The organism is Paraburkholderia sp. EG286B, from assembly GCF_040965655.1.
Lineage (GTDB): Bacteria > Pseudomonadota > Gammaproteobacteria > Burkholderiales > Burkholderiaceae > Paraburkholderia.
Map to the genome: position 1 here is coordinate 253,767 of NZ_JBFRCF010000010.1, position 17,046 is coordinate 270,812.

Genomic DNA, 17,046 nt, shown 5'->3' on the forward strand with positions numbered 1-17,046 from the left:
TCACGCCGCCTCGCGCCCCAAGGCGATATAGCGCGCGAGATGATGATCCTCGTCGCCAAGCTGATGATCGATCATCACGAGCCGCTTTGCATAGTGCGCGAGCGGCAATTCCCACGTCATGCCGATGCCGCCGTGCAGCTGGATCGCTTCTTCGGCCACGCGCGCGCCAATGCGCCCGATCGTGTACTTGGCGGCCGAAAGCGCACGTTCGCGCTGCGCGCGCGGCGCGTCGATCGCCGCTGCCGCGTTGATGACCGCCGAGCGCGCCTGCTCGATTTCGAGCAGCACGTCCGCCATGCGATGCTGCAGCGCCTGGAAGCTGCCGATGGGCAAACCGAACTGCTTGCGCGTGCGCAGGTATTCGAGCGTGAAGTCGCGTGCGATCTCCATCGCGCCCACGGCCTCCGATGCGAGCGCGACGATGCCGTATCCGCGTGCATGTTCGAGCGTCGCGAAGCCGCTGCCTTGCGCGCCGATGAGCGCATCGGCATGCACCTTCACGTTGTCGAGCGCCACTTCCGCTGCGCGGCCGCCATCGATCTTGCGGTAGCCGCGCAGGCTCACGCCCGCTGCATCGCGCGGCACGACGAAGAGGGAGATGCCTGCTTCGGCGAATTCTTCGCCGGAAGTACGCGCCGAAACGAGCAGCACGTCGGCGTGTTCGGCATGCTGAACGACGCCCTTCGCGCCTTGCAGCACCCAGCCATCGCCGCTTTTCTCTGCGCGCGTCGCCACGCGTGCGTCCTCGTAGTGCGAACCCGGCTCGTCGTGCGCGAGCGCGGCGATTTGCGAGCCGTCGATGAACGAGGCGATGCGCGCGCGCTGCGCCTCGCTGCCCGCGTGCGCGAGCGCGCGGCCCACGATCAGCGTGTCGAGGAACGGCTCGACCACGAGTCCGCGCCCGAGCGCTTCGAACACCACGGCGACATCGAAGCCCGCGCCGCCAAAGCCGCCATCGGCCTCGTCGAACAGCGCGCCGATCACGCCGAGTTCGGCGAAGCGCTGCCACATGTCTGCGCTAAAGCCTTGCTCGGAGCGCGCGATTGTATCGCGCGTATTGAAACCGTATTGCTCCGTGATGAAACGATTGAGCGTATCCGCAAGCATGCGGCGGTCTTCTGTATGCTGGAAGTCCATGGCGTGCCTCTCAAAGCCCGAGAATCATCTTGGAGATGATGTTCTTCTGAATTTCGTTGGAGCCGCCGAAAATCGACAGCTTGCGGTTGTTGAAGTATTGCGCCGCGGCGCTGGCGGCATCGTCGGGCCCGATTGCCTCGCCCGCATACCCTTCTTCGAGCGCGTCCTCGACGAACGGCGCGGCATACGGACCCATCGCGCGGCGCAGCAGCGAGGAGATCTCCTGGCGGATCTCGGTGCCGCGAATCTTGAGCATCGAGCTTTCCGCACCGGGCACGCCGCCGCCCGCCACCGCAGCGATCACGCGCAGGTTGGTCGTCTTCATGTTCTCCAGATCGATCTCGACCTTCGCGATGCGCGCCGCAAACTGCGGATCCTCTGCAAGCGGCTTGCCGTTGCGCGTGATGTTCCGCGCGGCGCGCTTCAGGCGCGCGAGCGCCGCCACCGAAAAGCCCACGCCCGCGATATTCGTGCGCTCGTACGTGAGCAGATATTTCGCGTAGGTCCAGCCGCGGTTTTCTTCGCCAACGAGGTTCGCCACCGGCACGCGCACGTCGGTGAAGAACACTTCGTTAACCTCATGTTCGCCGTCGAGCGTGACGATGGGGCGAACCTCGATGCCCGGCGTGTTCATGTCGATCAGCAGGAAGCTGATGCCTTCCTGCTTGCGCACGTCGGTGGCGGTGCGCACGAGGCAGAAAATCATGTTCGCGTAGTGGCCGAGCGTGGTCCACGTTTTCTGGCCATTCACCACGTAGTGGTCGCCGTCACGAACGGCAGTCGTGCGCAACGAGGCGAGGTCCGAGCCCGCGCCCGGTTCCGAATAGCCCTGGCACCACCAGTCCGAGCCGTCGAGAATGCGCGGCAGCCAGTAGCGCTTTTGCGCCTCGCTGCCGTACTTGATGAGCACGGGCCCGAGCATGTTGACGCCGAACGGCACGATGCGCGGCGCGCCTGCAATCGCGCATTCGTTCTCGAAGATGAACTTCTGCACGGCGCTCCAGCCGGGGCCGCCGTATGCCTGCGGCCAGTGATTCGCGAGCCAGCCTTTTTCGTGGAGGATCGCATGCCATTGCGCCATGTCGTCGCGCGTCAGGTGCCGGCCGTTGCTCACCTTGCTGGCAAGGCGCTGCGGCAGGCGCTCGTTCAGGAACGCGAGCACTTCGCTGCGAAACGCCTCTTCTTCGGCGGTGAATTTCAGGTCCATTGTGAAAAGCTCCTTCAGGGCACATTCAGGCCGATTGATTGAGGCTCGCGAAATTCTCGCCGCGCTCGACCAGTTCGACGAGCAGCGGCGAAGGACGCCAGAACAGCGGATCTTCCTTCGCATACTCGCGGATATCGGCGAGCACGTTGGCGAGGCCCACGGTATCGGCGTACTTCATCGGACCGCCGCGATAGCGCGGGAAGCCGTAGCCATAGAGCAGCGTGACATCCACATCGAGCGGGCGCAGTGCGATCTTTTCATGCACGACGTTCGCGCCTTCGTTGATCATCGCGGCCATGTAGCGGCGCATGATGGCTTCGTCGCTGAAGCTGCGCGGCGTGACGCCCGCGCGTTCGCGCTCGCTGCGGATGATCGCTTCCACTTCGGGGTCGGGCGTGCCCGTGCGTGCGCCTTCCGGGTAGAGATAGAAGCCGCGGCCCGTCTTCTGGCCGAACCAGCCGCGCTCGCAGATGCGGTCGGCGATCTGCACGTAGCGCGCCTTCGGGTCGCGCGTGGCGGCGCGGCGCTTGCGCGTGGCCCAGCCGATGTCGCCGCCCGCGAGATCGACCACCTGGTACGGGCCCATCGGAAAGCCGAAGTCGCGCACGGCCTTGTCGATCTGGTACGGCGAAGCGCCGTCCTCCATCAGATGATCCGCGGCGGTGCGGAACACCGCGAGAATGCGGTTGCCGATGAAGCCGTCGCACACGCCCGCGCGCACCGGCACCTTGCGCAGCTTCTTCGCCAGCTCGAATGCCGTGGCCACGACATCGGCGCTCACCCGCTTCGGCACCACGATTTCGAGCAGCTTCATGATGTTGGCGGGCGAGAAGAAGTGCAGGCCCACCACGTCCTGCGGGCGTTGGATGCTGGCCGCAATGGCGTCGATGTCGAGATACGAGGTGTTGGTCGCGAGCACGGCGCCGGGCTTGCACACGCGGTCGAGTTCGGCGAACACGGCCTGCTTCACGGCCATGTCCTCGAACACGGCTTCGATGACGAGATCGGTGTTCGCGAGCGCGTCGTACGAGGTGCTGCCGCTCAAGCGCGCGAGGATCTGCGCCTTCGCTTCGGGCTTCATGCGGCCCTTGGCGATGAGGCCGTCGTAGACCTTTTCCACGTGGGCGCGGCCGCGCGCGAGCGAGGCGTCGTCGCGTTCGATCATCGTCACCGGCAGGCCCGCGTCGAGCACGGCCACGGCAATGCCCGCGCCCATCGTGCCGCCGCCGATCACGCCGACGGTGTCGATCGCGCGCGGCATCGCGCTCTTCGTTTCAGGGGCCTTCTGCACTTCGCGCTCGGCGAAGAATGCGTGCACGAGACCCGCACGCTGCGGGCTTTCGAGGCATTCGAGGAACTGCTTGCGCTCGAAGCGCAAGCCTTCGTCGAACGAGAGATCGAGCGCGGCCTGCACGCAATCGACGATCTTCAGCGGCGAGAACAGGCCACGCGACTTCTTCGCGGTCTCGGCGCGCGCGGCGTCGATCGCGGCTTGCGCCTGGGCGCGATCGGCGAGCGCCTGGGCGTCGCGCGTGCGTCGCACCGGCGCATGGCCCGCGAGCAGTTCCTGCGCATAGGCGAGGCCTTCGGCGAGAATGTCGTCGCTCGCGCCCACGCGGTCGACGAGGCCGAGCTTATGCGCTTCCTGCGCGCTCGCGTGACGGCCGCTCAGCATCAGCGAGAGCGCCGCTTCGGCGCCGATCAGGCGCGGCGTGCGTTGCGTGCCGCCGGCACCTGGCAGCAGGCCCAGCTGCACTTCGGGCAGGCCGAGCTTCGCGCCCGCCACGGCGAGCCGGTAGTGCGCCGCGAGCGCCACTTCGAGGCCGCCGCCGAGCGCCGCGCCGTGAATGGCGGCGATCACCGGCTTGTGGCAGGCCTCGATGCGGTTGCAGACGTCGGGCAGCGCGGGCGGCTGCGGCGGCTTGCCGAACTCGCGGATGTCCGCGCCGGCAATGAAATTGCGCCCCGCGCCGACGATCAGCACGGCCTGCACGGCGTCGTTCGCCTCGGCATGCTCGATGGCGGCGGCGAGGCCGCGGCGCACGTCCACGCCCAGCGCGTTGACGGGCGGATTGTCCACGGTGACGAGCAGCACCTTGCCGCGCAGTTCATGAGTGACGGGGGAGGCGTTCACGGAATCGGATGCCATGGCGATGCTGTCTCCAAAAGAGGGCCGGACTGGCGGGCCAGACGGCAATGTTTCATGTTCGCGTCGATTCTCGGCGCGCCAGCGGCAATTGACAATCCCATCTCCTGTTGACAGACTGTCAAAGTATTTTTGACAGTGGATGTGCCATGGACGTCAACGCGCTGACCCTGCTCGTCGAGATTCTCGATGCGGGCAACCTCAGCGAGGCGGCGCGCCGGCTCAAGATGAGCCGCGCGAACGTCAGCTACCACCTCAACCATCTGGAGAAGTCGATCGGCCTGCAGCTCGTGCGCCGCACGACGCGCCGGGTCGAGCCGACCGAAATCGGACTGAAGCTCTACGAGCACGGCCGCGCGATCCAGAACGCGCTGCTCGCCGCGCGCGAATCGGTCTCCACCCTTGGCCAGAGCCTGCAGGGGCGCGTGCGGCTTTCCGTGCCGAGCGGCTACGGGCAGCTCGTGATGTCGGACTGGCTCATCCAGTTCAAGCGGATGTATCCCGGCATCGTGCTCGACGTGATGTTCGAAAACCGCGTGGAAGACCTGCTGCGCGACGAAGTCGATATTGCCGTGCGCGTGATGCACGAGCCGCCGCAGAATCTCGTGGCGCGCGATATGGGGCCGGTGAAGTACATCGCGTGTGCGTGCACGGAGTGGGCTGAAAAGCACGGCATGCCGCAAACGCTGGAGGATCTGGCACGCGCGCCCGTCATCACCGCAACGGTGGTGGGGCGGCAATTGCGCCTTGCGGGTTATCTAAACGAGGACCGGCACGAGGTGCTGCTCGAGCCGTCGATTATTTCGGAAAACTTCCTGTTTTTGCGCCAGTCGATTCTCGCGGGACTCGGCGTGGGCATCGTGCCCGACTACGTAATGCACGACGACATTCGCCAGGGCGCGGCCGTCACGTCGCTCGACGCGTGGCGCCTGAGCATTTTCGGCACGCATATGTACATGCTCTACATGCCGAACCGCCACCACACGCGGGCGGCGGCCACCTTCATCGACTACGTGCTGGGCGAGGCCCGCAAGACCGGGCGCGGCGCGGCCGCGTGAGCGGCGCAGGTAGCCGCCGCCACTGGCCGCGCCGGTTGCCTGCGCAACGGCCTATTGGCCCGTGAGCGTGTTGCTGTACTCCACGGCGGGCTGCGAGGTGTTGCCGCCCTGCGCGACGAGCAGGTGAATCTGCCCCGGCAGGAGTTGCGAGAGCGTACCCGAGATCGGCACGGTCGTAATGAGCCAGTCCGCATTGTTCGCGAGGTTGAAAGAGGCCGACTCGTAGATCGCCGTCTTGCTGCCCGCTGCCGTGACGATCGCCACGTAGTTGCCGCCGTTCATGTAGATCGAGTCCTGGCCGCTCGCGGGCACGGCGTTCTTGTAGCCCACGGCCGGCAAGGTCGGCTGCACGCCGTTGATATCCGTGCCGGGTGCGACGATGTAAATGTCGAGGTTCTGCGCATTGACGGTGGCGTTGAACGCGCGCAGGCGTGCGCTGCTGGAAAGCAGGCCCTTGTCGAACGGATCATCGATCAGGCCGATGTCGCCGCCCGTGAGCGCGGGCAACGCGAGCACGGTGTACTCATGACCCTTCGCCACGTCGGCGAAGGCGCCGCTTGCAATCGGCGTGGTCGTGCCCGTGCTCGCATACGAGACGTTGGTGTTGCCGGTGTTGATGTTGGCGAAGTTCGTGACCTGCTTGTACGCGACGTTCGTCTGCAGGGCGCTGCCATTCACCAGAAAATCGACGTTCGGGCCGCCGGGCAGGGCATGCACGAAATGTATCTCGGGGTTCTGCACGCCAATTTCCTTGCCGACGTCGTTGCTGCTGCTGCCGCCGCCGCATGCCGTGAGCAGGGCTGCCGTGCTCGCAAACGCGAGCAGGGTGCGTATCGTCTTCATTGTTGACCTCATTCGTTTCGTTCAGGCTGCACGGTGTGCGGCCTCGTTTGCGGCCGCGCGTTGTTATTGCCCCCATCGCGAGCCGGGACGGCGGCGCGATGCTGCATGGGGGCGAGCACGATCAGCAATTGGTGTGCCGTGCGTGGCGATCGGCGCGATGCGTGTGTGCGCAACGGGATGAGGATAGGGGGGCGATGGGGCCCGGAGCGCGTGTGAGGCCCGGCGCGCGCGAGCGTTACGGCGTTCGATGGCAGCTTTTACCGGCGCGAAGCGCCGCGCCGATAGTCAAGAGTCCTGTGCGCCCTCGTTGTCCAGGTTCGCGTCTTGCGCACGCTCGCCGCTGGCGCTCGCGTTAGCGGCGTTCGGCCGTCCGCGTGTGACGGACGAAACGGCGACGCGCTGCTGGATCCCGGCCTTCGTGAGCATATGCGCGCTGATGGGCGCGGTGAGAAACAGGAATGCCGGAATCAGCACTTCGTGCAGGCTCGCGAAATTGTTGTGCGCACTGAAGTACACGACGGAAGCGAGCACGACGCCGCCTACGCCGAGCGTGGTCGATTTGGTCGGTCCGTGCAGGCGCATGTAGAAGTCGGGCAAGCGTGCGAGGCCGATCGCGCCGATCAGCGTGAACGCGCTGCCGAGCAGGAGCAGCACGCAGACCATTGCTTCGATGACGGTTTGCATGGCGAAGCCCTAGTTCAGTTCGATGATGTCGCCGCGCTGCAGGTACTTGGTGAACGCGACGGTCGCCACGAACCCCATGACCGCGATGAGCAGCGCGATTTCGAAGAAAACCGTCGAGCGCAGCATGATGCCGTAGACGACGATCAGCGCGATCGCGTTGACGTTGAGCGTGTCGAGCGCAACGAGCCGGTCGGGCAGCGAAGGCCCGCGCACGAGGCGCACGAGCGTGAGCAGGAACGCGAGCCCGAGGATCGCGAACGACACCGGAATGGCGATGGCTAGCATGCGAAGATCTCCATGAGCGGGGCTTCGTAACGGGACTTGATCAAGGCGACGAGCGCGGCTTCGTCTTCGAGATCGAGCACGTGCACGACGAGGCGTCGGCGGTCGTCGGAGAGCTCGGCGCACAGTGTGCCGGGGCTCAGCGAGACGATGCTGATGAGCGCAGAAAGGGCGATTTCGTGGGTGCTGTCGAGCGGCACGTCGATGAAGGCGGGGCGCAGGCGCTGCGTCGGGCCGAGCACGAGCAACGCGACTTCGAGGTTCGCCACGAGAATGTCGTAGAGCACGTGCCCGAGCAGCCGCACGAGCAGCCACGGTTTGCCGAAGCGCACCGGCGCGAGCCACAGCCCTTCGCCCACGCGGTAGGCGATCGCGGTGCCGAGCACGAAGCCAAGGAGCAGGTTGCCCGGCGACACGTCGTTCATCAGCAAGACCCAGCATACGAGCAGCACGACGGTGAGCCAGGGGTGCGGAAAGAGCCTCTTGAGCATGTCAGCTTCCTCCGCCCGGTGACGTTTGCGCGGCCTGCGCGGGCAGGATCGCGTGAACGTAGGCTGCGCGGTCGAGCAACTGCGCCGCGGTGGCGTCGAGATACTGCTTGAGCGGGCCGGCAAACACCGTTGCCGCCACCACGCCCGCGAGCAGCAGCGCACACGCGGCGAGCCTGGCGCGGCTGCCGCGCGGCGCAATGGCGGGTGCGCCGTCGTAGGCGCGTGCCGCGGGCATCGCCCACAGCAGGCGTGTGCCTGTGCGGCTGAGCGCGACGATCGACAGCAGGCCCGCGACCAGCACGGCGGGCCAGAGCACGACGGCCTGCGCAAGCGGCGTGGCGGCGAGCACCATGGCCTTGCCGAGAAAACCCGAGAGCGGCGGCAGGCCGACGGCGCCAACCGCCGCCGCGAGATAGAGCACGCCGGCGAGGTTCGAGGGCCAGGGCTTGGGCGTTTTTTCCGGGTCCGCTGCCTTGGGAAGCGTTGCGACCGGCTCGCTGTCCGCTTCGGGCGTGATGGCGGGCGCGCTGGCGTCGTCGAGCGATTCGAGCGAGGCGGGCTCGCGTGTTTCGGGGGCCGCGGGCGCGACCGCCGGTTCGCTTGCTTCGGACTCCAGTGTATCGGCGAGCATGAACAGCGCGCCCGTGCATAGCGTCGTGCTGATGAGGTAGTACAGCAGCGCACTCCACGCGAGCACGGTCTGCAGCGTGACGGCCGCAATCAGCAGGCCGACCGAGACCAGCACGAGAAAGCCGGTCGTGGTCTTGAGGCTCGATACCGCGAGCGCGCCGAGCGCGCCATAGACGATTGTCGCAATGGCGAGCCACCACGCCCATTGATGCAGGAACGCGTCGAGCACGCCGCCCGCCGCGCCGAACACGAGCGCGTCGCAGCGAAGCATCGCGTAGATCCCCACCTTGGTCATGATCGCGAACAGCGCGGCCACGGGCCCGATTGCGCTTCGATACGCCTGTGGCAACCAGAACGACATGGGGAACACCGCGGCCTTGAGGCCGAATACGAGCATGAGCGTCGCGCCCGCGAACTGCGCGAGCGGCAGCGACGCGGGGTCCAGGTGCGCGAGCCGCTCGCCCGCGTCGGCCATGTTGAGCGTGCCCGTGAGGCCGTACAGCACGCCCAGCGCGATCAGGAAGAACGACGAGCCGACGAGGTTCAACAGCATGTAGTGCAGGCCGTTGCGCACGCGGCGGCGGCCGCCGCCATGCAGCAGCAGCGCGTAGGAGGCGATCAGTAGCAGTTCGAAGAAGACGAACAGATTGAAGAGATCGCCGGCGAGAAACGCGCCGTTCAGGCCCATCAGCTCGAACTGCACGAGCGCGCGATAGTAGCGCCCGCGCCGGACATCGGCGCTCGTGGTGCCGAGCAGGCAGCAGCACGCGAGCAGCGCGGTCAGCACGAGCATCAGTGCGCCGAGCCGGTCGATCTGCAAGACGATGCCGAACGGCGCGGGCCACGCGCCGAGCGCATAGCTGGCAATCTGCCCTTGCGCCGCGAATTCGGCGAGCGCCACCGCGACGGGCAGCAGCGCGAGCGTGGCGATCACGTTGATGGCACGCTGCAGGCGCTTCGCGCGCAGCGGCAGCGCAACGATTGCGCCGGCCGCGAAGAGCGGAATCAGGATGGGGAGGATGAGAGCGTGATTCATTCGCCGCGCATCTCCAGGCCGCTGCGCTGCGGGTTGTCGCCGTCCACGTGATCGGTGCCGTCGATCGCGAGCGCGCGCAGCGCGAGCACGACCGTGAAGGCCGTCATGGCGAAGCCGATCACGATCGCAGTGAGCACGAGCGCTTGCGGCACCGGGTCGGCATACTGCGCGCCCGGCGTGATCACGGGCGGCTTGCCGGTGGAGAGCCGGCCGATGCCGAGCAGGAACAGGTTGATCGCATACGAGAACAGCGTGATGCCGAGGATCACCGGCAGCACGCGCGCGCACAGCAGCAGGTAGAGGCCGCTCGCGCAGAGCACGCCGAGCGTAATGGCGAAGGCGGCTTCCATCAGCTTTTCTCCACGGATTGCATGTCCTTGTCGCGCACGCCGAGGTGCGAGACGATCGTGAGCGTCGTGCCGACCACGGCGCCCAGCACGCCGAGGTCGAACAGCATGGCCGTGCTCAGTTCGATTTCGCCGATCACCGGCAGGTGCAGATGGCCGAACGCGCTGGTGAGGAAGGGCTGGCCCAGCACGATCGCGCCTACGCCCGTGGTGGCCGCGACGAGAATGCCGAGGCCCGCGAGCCCGCGGTAGTTGATGCGGATGCGCGACTCGGTCCACAGCACGCCGCTCGCCACGTATTGCAACAGCAGTGCAATGGAGATCACGAGCGAGGCGATAAAGCCGCCTCCCGGCAGACTATGGCCGCGCAGAAAGATGAACACGGCAACGAGCAGCGTGAGCGGCAGCATGAGGCGCGCGAGAATGGCGAGCAGCAGCGGATGCGACTGCGACGACCACGGCAGACCGCCCGGGCCCGTGTCGGGCGATTTGAGGCGCAGGCCACGCAGCAGCGCTTTCACGGCGAGCCCCGCCACCACCAGCACGCTGATCTCGACCATCGTATCGAAGCCGCGGAAATCCACGAGGATCACGTTCACGACGTTGTGGCCGCCGCTGCCCGGCAGCGCGTTCGCGAGAAAGAACTGGCCGACGCCGTCGATGGGGGCGCGCGTCATTACCGCATACGCCACGGCGCCGATCAGTGTGCCGCCCGCGAGCGCGAGCACCGCATTGCGGGCACGCGCGGCGGGTGGCTCCTGCGCGCGCTGCACGACGGGCAGAAAGTAGATGGCGAGCACGAGCAGCAGCACCGTGACCACTTCCACGGAGATCTGCGTGAGCGCGAGGTCGGGCGCGGAAAAGCGCACGAACGCCAGCGTGACGAGCAGCCCGCAGGTGCTCAGCATCACGAGCGCATAGAGCGTATTGGCGCGCACGAGCACGACGCCCACGGCCATCAGCGCCATCAGCACGAGGCCGACCAGCGTCATCGCATCGAGCGGCGCCGAGCGGTAGGCCCCGTCCAGCGAAGCGAGCGCGAGGAGCGCCGCGCCGGGCACGATCAGCATCGCCGCGATCATCCACGCGAGATACGCCGGCAGCGAGCGCGTTTCGAAGAGATTGACCGCGACGCCCGCGGCTTTTTCGAGCTGCTGCACGAGGCGGTCGAAGCCTTCGCTCGCGTTCATTTCGGAAAGCACCGAACGATGATGGCGGAACGCGTCGCGGCGATAGAAGAACAGCAGCGCGCCGCCCACGAACGATACGCAGCTCATCAGGAGCGGCAGATTGATGCCGTGCCACAAGCTCAGGCTGTACGTGGGCACGCTGCCGCCGAGCGCGAACCACGCCGCGGACTCGAGCATCCTGCCGATGGTCTGCTCCGGCACGAGGCCCACGAGCAGACAGATGACGACGAGAATCTCGACGGGCAGCTTCATGAAGCGCGGAGGCTCGTGCGGCGGGTAGTGCGGAAGGTCGTGCGGCGTCACGCCGTCGAAGAACACGCCCCACACGAAGCGCAGCGAGTACGCGACCGAGAGCCCCGCCGCGATGACGGCGAGCCCGGGAATGATCCAGCTGAAGTCGCCGAGCAGTCCTTGTGCGAGCGTTTCGCCGAAGAACATCTCCTTCGAGAGGAAGCCGTTGAGCAGCGGCACGCCTGCCATCGCGAGCGATGCCACGGCGGCCAGCGCGGCGGTATGCGGCATGAAGCGGCGCAGGCCGCGCAGGCGGCCGAGGTCGCGTGTGCCCGTTTCATGGTCGATGATGCCCGCCGCCATGAAGAGCGAGGCCTTGAATACCGCGTGATTGAAGATGTGAAAGAGCGCGGCGACGGTGGAGAGCTGCGTGTCGAGGCCGAACAGCAGCACGATGAGCCCGAGATGGCTGATGGTGGAATAGGCGAGCAGCCCCTTGAGATCGCGCTGCACGAGCGCCATGGCCGCGCCGCCCGTGAGTGTGACGAGGCCGATCAGGCTCGTCACGTAGAAAAACCAGTCGGTGCCTTCGAGCACGGGGTAAAAGCGCGCAATAAGGAAGATGCCCGCCTTCACCATGGTCGCCGAATGCAGATACGCGGAAACGGGCGTGGGCGCCGACATCGCATGCGGCAGCCAGAAGTGGAACGGGAACTGCGCCGACTTCGTGCAGGCCGCGAACAGCACGAGCAGGAGGATCGCCGGATACAGCGGATTGCGCTGCACCAGGCCCGCGTGCGCGAGCACGACGTCGAGGTCGTAGCTGCCGCAGACGTGGCCGAGCAGCAGCACGGCGGCCAGCAGCGCGAGGCCGCCCGCACCCGTGATGGTGAGCGCCATGCGCGCGCCGCGCCGCGCTTCGGGGCGCGACGGCCAGAAGCCGATCAGCAGGAACGACACGATGCTCGTGAGTTCCCAGAAGATCACGAGCAGGAGCAGGTTGTCCGACAGCACCACGCCGAGCATCGCGCCCATGAAGAGCAATAGCAGCGCGTAGAGGCGCGGCAGCGACTCGCTGCCCGCGAGGTAGTAGCGCGCGTAGATAAAGACGAGCAGACCGATCGCGAGCACGAGCAGCGCGAACATGAACGAAAGACCGTCCAGACGCAGTGCGAACGAGAGCCCGAGCTGCGGGATCCAGTCGGCTTGCCAGTGCAGCACGCCATGGGTGGCCATGCCCACGCGTTCGCTGCCCAGCAGTCCCAGGCCGAAGAGCGCGGCCGCGAATGCGATCCACGTGCCGGAGGCGGACGCCCAGCGTCCGGCGAGCGGCCCCGCGAACGCAACGAGCGCCGCGGCGACGAACGGTAGTACGACGAGCCACCCCATTGCCATTCGACACTCCCCGTGGATCCGGCAGGGCGCCGAGCCGCCGCGCCGCAGTTCACGATCATAGCCGCAAACGGGGACGGAGTTCATTCATGTGGCATCGAGGCGGCCACGGGGTGTCATACGAAAGAAACCTGCGTCAGGTCCTCCGGCCAGGGGGGCGCGTCGACGATCTTCACATCGGCCAGACGAAGGTTTCGTGAGCGCGGGTCGTTTTGCCGATGTCCACCGTGCGCCGCTCCGTGTTGCCGGCGTGGCTCGCGGTGACCACATAGCGGCCGCTTAAAGCCCGCGCTTTTCGCGCCCACATGCAAGAAGGCCGTTGCCCGCGCGCGGCGGGAGACGGCCTTCGTCACTGCATGACGGCGCGTTGCGACCGCGACTACGCCATCACTGCGGAATCATGCCGGTCAGCACATAAGCCTGAATCAGCGTCACCACGCCCACGACAGCCGCGAAGAACAGGCTATGACGCAAGGTGAAGCGGAACAGCGACGACTCCTTGCCGACGAGGCCGGTTGCCGCGCAGGCCACCGCGATCGACTGCGGCGAAATCATCTTGCCGCTCACGCCGCCCGAGGTGTTGGCCGCGACGAGCAGCGTATCCGACACGTTGATCTGGTGCGCCGTGGTGTGCTGCAGCGAGCAGAACAGCGCGTTCGACGACGTATCGGAGCCCGTGAGGAACACGCCGAGCCAGCCGAGGAACGGCGAGAAGAACGGGAAGGCGGCGCCGGTCCCCGCAAGTGCGAGGGCGAGAGTGGACGACATGCCCGAGTAGTTCGCGACGAACGCGAAGGCGAGCACGAGACCGATGGACAGCACGGGGCGGCGCAGTTCGCCGAGCGTCTCGCAGAACGCGGCCACGGCGGCGCGCGGCTTCATGCGCAGCAGGATCGCGGAGAGGACCGCGGTGATCATGATCGCGGTGCCCACGGCCGAGAGCCAGTCGAGCTTGAACACGGCTTCGTACGGCTTCGGCGAGGCGACGATCGGCGCCGTGCGCACCACGAGCTGGTCGAGGCCCGGTACGTGCAGGCTCAGAATGGTGCCCGCGAGCGGACCCTTCGCGGCGAAGAGCGCCTTGAACGGCTTGACGCTCCACACGGTCACGATGGCCGTGAGCAGAATGAACGGCGACCATGCGCGCACGGTCTGCGCGATGCTGTACGGCGACGCCTTGCGGCTCGAAGCCGCCGCACGCGAGCTGCCACCGCCGAAGCCGCCCAGCGCAGCGGCGCCGCCGCTCACCTTCACGCTCGTGCCTTGCGTTGCCCGGCGCGGCTGCCACACGTTGAGGAACGCGGCGAGCGCGACGAGGCTCACGAGCGCCGAAGTGATGTCCGGCAACTCGGGCCCGATGTGGTTCGACGTGAAGTACTGCGTAACAGCGAAGCTGCCGCCGGCCACGAGCGCGGCGGGCCACGTTTCCTTCACGCCGCGCTTGCCGTCCATGATGAAGACGAGCCAGAACGGCACGAAGAGCGAGAGCAGCGGCAGCTGGCGGCCCGCCATCGCGCCGATCAGGAACGGATCGATGCCCGTCACCTGGCCCGCGACGATGATGGGAATCCCCATCGCGCCGAACGCGACCGGAGCGGTATTGGCGATGAGGCACAGGCCCGCGGCGTAGAGCGGCTCGAAGCCGAGGCCGACGAGCAGCGCCGAGGTGATCGCCACCGGCGCGCCGAAGCCGGCCGCGCCTTCGAGGAACGCGCCGAACGAGAAGCCGATCAGCAGCAGCTGCAGGCGCTGGTCGTCGGTGATCGAGAGCACCGAGGCGCGGATGATCTCGAACTGTCCCGTTTTCACGACAATCTTGTAGAGGAACACCGCGGTGACGATGATCCACGCGATCGGCCAGATGCCGTAGGCAAAGCCGAAGCCCGCGGAAACGAGCGCCTGGCGCACGGGCATGCCGTATTCGAAGATCGCCACGGCGAGCGCGAGCAGCAGGGTGATCGCCGCAGCGACATGGCCCTTCATGCGCAGGCCGGCGAGCGCGACGAAGAAGAACAGAATGGGAATGGCGGCCACGAGGGCGGACAGCCACAGACTGCCGAGCGGTGTGTAGATCTGGTACCAGGGTTGCACTACGGTCTCCTCCGATGATGCGGGTAGAAAAATTATGTGATCTCGTCAGGCTTGCTATGAGCGTTATTTCGCACGTCTGACGAGATGAACGCTATTGCGGCTGATCGCGTTCGCGCAGCAGGTCGTGCAGGCTGCGCGGCGCGGGCTTGAGCGGCGTGCGATGCTGCGTCCAGCCCATTTGCTGCGAGGGCGCGAGGCCGCGCAGACGCGTCACGGCCCAGCGCAGCGCACGGTAGGCGCGCGGATGCGCGAACGCGCCGCTCCAGAAGCGCCAGATGAACTGCTCGCTCCGGCTGTGATTCGCGCCCTGGCCGCGCAACGGATGCGCGACGCTTTCCTCGGGGTCGCGGTTCGCCTCGGTGCGCAGGCGCACGAGCAGCTGCGGAATTGGAATGCGCACCGGGCAGACTTCGCCGCATGCGCCGCACAGGCTCGAGGCGGTGGGCAACTCGGCGGTCGCGTCGAGTCCGAGCAGATGCGGCGAAATGATCTTGCCGATCGGCCCCGGATAGGTCGTGCCATACGCGTGCCCGCCGATGCGCGTGTACACCGGGCAGTGGTTCATGCACGCGCCGCAGCGGATGCATTGCAGCGTGGCGCGCAATTGCTCGTCGGCGTAGGCCTGGCTGCGGCCGTTGTCGAGCAGGACGAGATGCACCTCGCGCGGGCCGTCTTTCTCGCCTGCGCGGCGCGGGCTGCTGATCAGGTTGAAATACGTCGTGATGGGCTGGCCCGTGGCCGAGCGCGTGAGCAGGCTCGAAAGCGGCACGATGTGCTCGAGCTTTGCCACCACCTTTTCCATGCCCATGATCGCGATATGCACGTCGGGCACCGTGGTGGAAAGGCGGCCGTTGCCTTCGTTTTCCACGAGCCAGAGCGTGCCCGTGTCGGCGGCGGCGAAGTTCACGCCGGAAAGGCCGATCTGCGCATCCACGAAGGCGCGGCGCAGCGCGCGGCGGCCCGTTTGAATGAGCGTATCGACGTCTTCCGTAAACGGCGTATCGGGAATGTGCTCCTCGAACAGGTGGCCGATATCGCCCTTCGTCTTGTGAATGGCGGGCATCACGATGTGCGAGGGCTTCTCGCCCGCGAGCTGCACGATGTACTCGCCCATGTCCGATTCGATGCAGTCGACGCCGCGCTCCGCGAGGTAATGGTTGAGCTCGATTTCCTCGCTCGCCATCGACTTGCCCTTGATCACGCGCGTGGCCGCGTGACGGTGCGCGATGGCGTGGACGATGTGGTTCGCCTCGTCGGCGGTCTCGGCCCAATGCACCTGGATGCCGTTGGCGCGCAGCGTCGTTTCCAGCTGCTCGAGCAGTTCAGGCAGGCGCGCGAGCGCATGCTGGCGCACCGCTTCGCCGAGGTCGCGCAGGGCTTCGAGTTCGTCCGCCTCGGGGAACTGCGCGGCGCGCTTGCCTTGCAGGAAGTCCATCGCGCCGCGAAAGCTCTTGCGCAACTGCGGGTCGTCGAGCGCCGTGCGTGCGCGCTGGCGGAATTCCGCAGTCGGGACGAAATGGAGCGTGTTTTCCTGAGATGTCTGCGTGGTCGTGCTCATTCGGCGGCTCCGTGCTGCGCTCGCGTTTCGCTATCGTCATCGGTCACGACGACGACCCACAGGGCGCGGGGGCCATGCGCGCCATAGGCGGTGGTCTGCTGGATATCCGAGGTCTTCGAAGGCCCCGAGATCATCACGAGATTGGTGGGCATGCCGTCACGCCAGCGCTCCGCCGCTACGGCGGCGTGCAGGTCGGCGTGCAGCGTGCGCGCGTGGATCAGCGCGACGTGCAGCGGCGGCACGAGCGAGACCGTGCGCGGCGCGTTCGCGTCGGGCACGACCACGAGGGTGCCTGTCGCCGCAAGACCCGAGCGCGCGACCGTGAAGCCCGCGTCGATGGTGTCGAACAGTTCGGCCTTCCACTGCTCGATCGGCTGCGCGTAACTGCGCGCCTGCACGACGGAAGGCAGTGCCGCTTCGAGCGCCTGGCCTTCGGCGCAGGCGGTGTCGAGCAGCACGTTGCGCACGCCCGCCGCCGCGAGGCGTTCAGCGAGATCGGCGGCCCACGTTGCGGCGCTTGCGCAGATCACCTCGGCGTGCGCGGCTTCGAGCATGCGCCGGAACTGCGCGATGCGTTCGTTCAGCACTAGCGGGGCGAGCGCCCGGCGTCCGTTGAAATGCGCGTCGATGCGTGCGTCGAGCGCTTCGAGCGTCGTGGCGGGCGCGTCGGGCGCATGGCCGCGCAGGCGTTGCAGCATGCGCGCCCGCGCGCTCATCGTATCG

14 protein-coding genes are annotated in these 17,046 nt (G+C 67.0%); 1 reads left to right on the plus strand and 13 read right to left on the minus strand.

The annotated features are described in order from the left end of the window. From AB4Y42_RS23120 to AB4Y42_RS23130, 3 genes are read right to left on the minus strand one after another with little or no spacing between them, the layout of a single operon-like run. On the minus strand, positions 1-1,137 hold the full coding sequence (locus tag AB4Y42_RS23120; protein ID WP_368695446.1) for an acyl-CoA dehydrogenase family protein: 1,137 nt from the start codon (positions 1,135-1,137) through the stop codon (positions 1-3). 10 nt (positions 1,138-1,147) lie between these two features. After that, entirely contained in the window at positions 1,148-2,344 is a 1,197-nt protein-coding gene (locus AB4Y42_RS23125) for an acyl-CoA dehydrogenase family protein (RefSeq protein ID WP_368695447.1), read from the minus strand. 25 nt (positions 2,345-2,369) lie between these two features. Beyond that, positions 2,370-4,493, minus strand: a complete 2,124-nt coding sequence (locus AB4Y42_RS23130) for a 3-hydroxyacyl-CoA dehydrogenase NAD-binding domain-containing protein (protein WP_368695448.1) — start codon at positions 4,491-4,493, stop codon at positions 2,370-2,372. A 146-nt stretch (positions 4,494-4,639) separates the two neighbouring features. Between AB4Y42_RS23130 and AB4Y42_RS23135 the strand changes: the two genes are divergently transcribed. Next, complete coding sequence (locus AB4Y42_RS23135) at positions 4,640-5,548, plus strand: LysR family transcriptional regulator (RefSeq protein ID WP_368695449.1); 909 nt, start codon at positions 4,640-4,642, stop codon at positions 5,546-5,548. Positions 5,549-5,599: 51 nt separating this feature from the next. On the opposite strand, the gene AB4Y42_RS23140 is transcribed toward AB4Y42_RS23135, so the two are convergent. The 10 genes from AB4Y42_RS23140 to AB4Y42_RS23185 form a co-directional block, all read right to left on the minus strand. Then, positions 5,600-6,391 (minus strand): DUF4397 domain-containing protein, encoded by a 792-nt coding sequence (locus AB4Y42_RS23140; RefSeq protein WP_368688491.1) that lies wholly within the window; start codon positions 6,389-6,391, stop codon positions 5,600-5,602. A 285-nt stretch (positions 6,392-6,676) separates the two neighbouring features. Continuing rightward, a complete protein-coding gene (locus AB4Y42_RS23145; protein WP_368695450.1) occupies positions 6,677-7,075 on the minus strand; it encodes a Na+/H+ antiporter subunit G in 399 nt (132 codons plus the stop codon). A 9-nt stretch (positions 7,076-7,084) separates the two neighbouring features. Next, positions 7,085-7,360 carry a K+/H+ antiporter subunit F gene (locus AB4Y42_RS23150; RefSeq protein ID WP_368688489.1) on the minus strand — a complete coding sequence of 92 codons (276 nt, stop codon included), beginning with the start codon at positions 7,358-7,360 and terminating at the stop codon, positions 7,085-7,087. Continuing rightward, a complete protein-coding gene (locus AB4Y42_RS23155; RefSeq protein WP_368688488.1) occupies positions 7,354-7,848 on the minus strand; it encodes a Na+/H+ antiporter subunit E in 495 nt (164 codons plus the stop codon). Before AB4Y42_RS23155 ends, AB4Y42_RS23150 begins: the two co-directional genes overlap by 7 nt. Position 7,849: 1 nt before the next feature. After that, entirely contained in the window at positions 7,850-9,514 is a 1,665-nt protein-coding gene (locus tag AB4Y42_RS23160) for a monovalent cation/H+ antiporter subunit D (RefSeq protein WP_368688487.1), read from the minus strand. Beyond that, entirely contained in the window at positions 9,511-9,864 is a 354-nt protein-coding gene (locus tag AB4Y42_RS23165) for a Na+/H+ antiporter subunit C (protein ID WP_368688486.1), read from the minus strand. The genes AB4Y42_RS23160 and AB4Y42_RS23165 overlap by 4 nt, the downstream gene beginning before the upstream one ends. Beyond that, complete coding sequence (locus AB4Y42_RS23170) at positions 9,864-12,677, minus strand: monovalent cation/H+ antiporter subunit A (protein ID WP_368695451.1); 2,814 nt, start codon at positions 12,675-12,677, stop codon at positions 9,864-9,866. Before AB4Y42_RS23170 ends, AB4Y42_RS23165 begins: the two co-directional genes overlap by 1 nt. Positions 12,678-13,061: 384 nt before the next feature. After that, positions 13,062-14,765: a lactate permease LctP family transporter gene (locus AB4Y42_RS23175; RefSeq protein WP_368688484.1), complete on the minus strand. Its 1,704-nt coding sequence runs from the start codon at positions 14,763-14,765 to the stop codon at positions 13,062-13,064. Positions 14,766-14,856: 91 nt separating this feature from the next. Then, complete coding sequence (locus AB4Y42_RS23180) at positions 14,857-16,323, minus strand: LutB/LldF family L-lactate oxidation iron-sulfur protein (RefSeq protein WP_368688483.1); 1,467 nt, start codon at positions 16,321-16,323, stop codon at positions 14,857-14,859. Then, complete coding sequence (locus AB4Y42_RS23185) at positions 16,320-17,039, minus strand: lactate utilization protein C (protein WP_368688720.1); 720 nt, start codon at positions 17,037-17,039, stop codon at positions 16,320-16,322. Before AB4Y42_RS23185 ends, AB4Y42_RS23180 begins: the two co-directional genes overlap by 4 nt. Between the last annotated feature and the right edge of the window lie 7 nt (positions 17,040-17,046).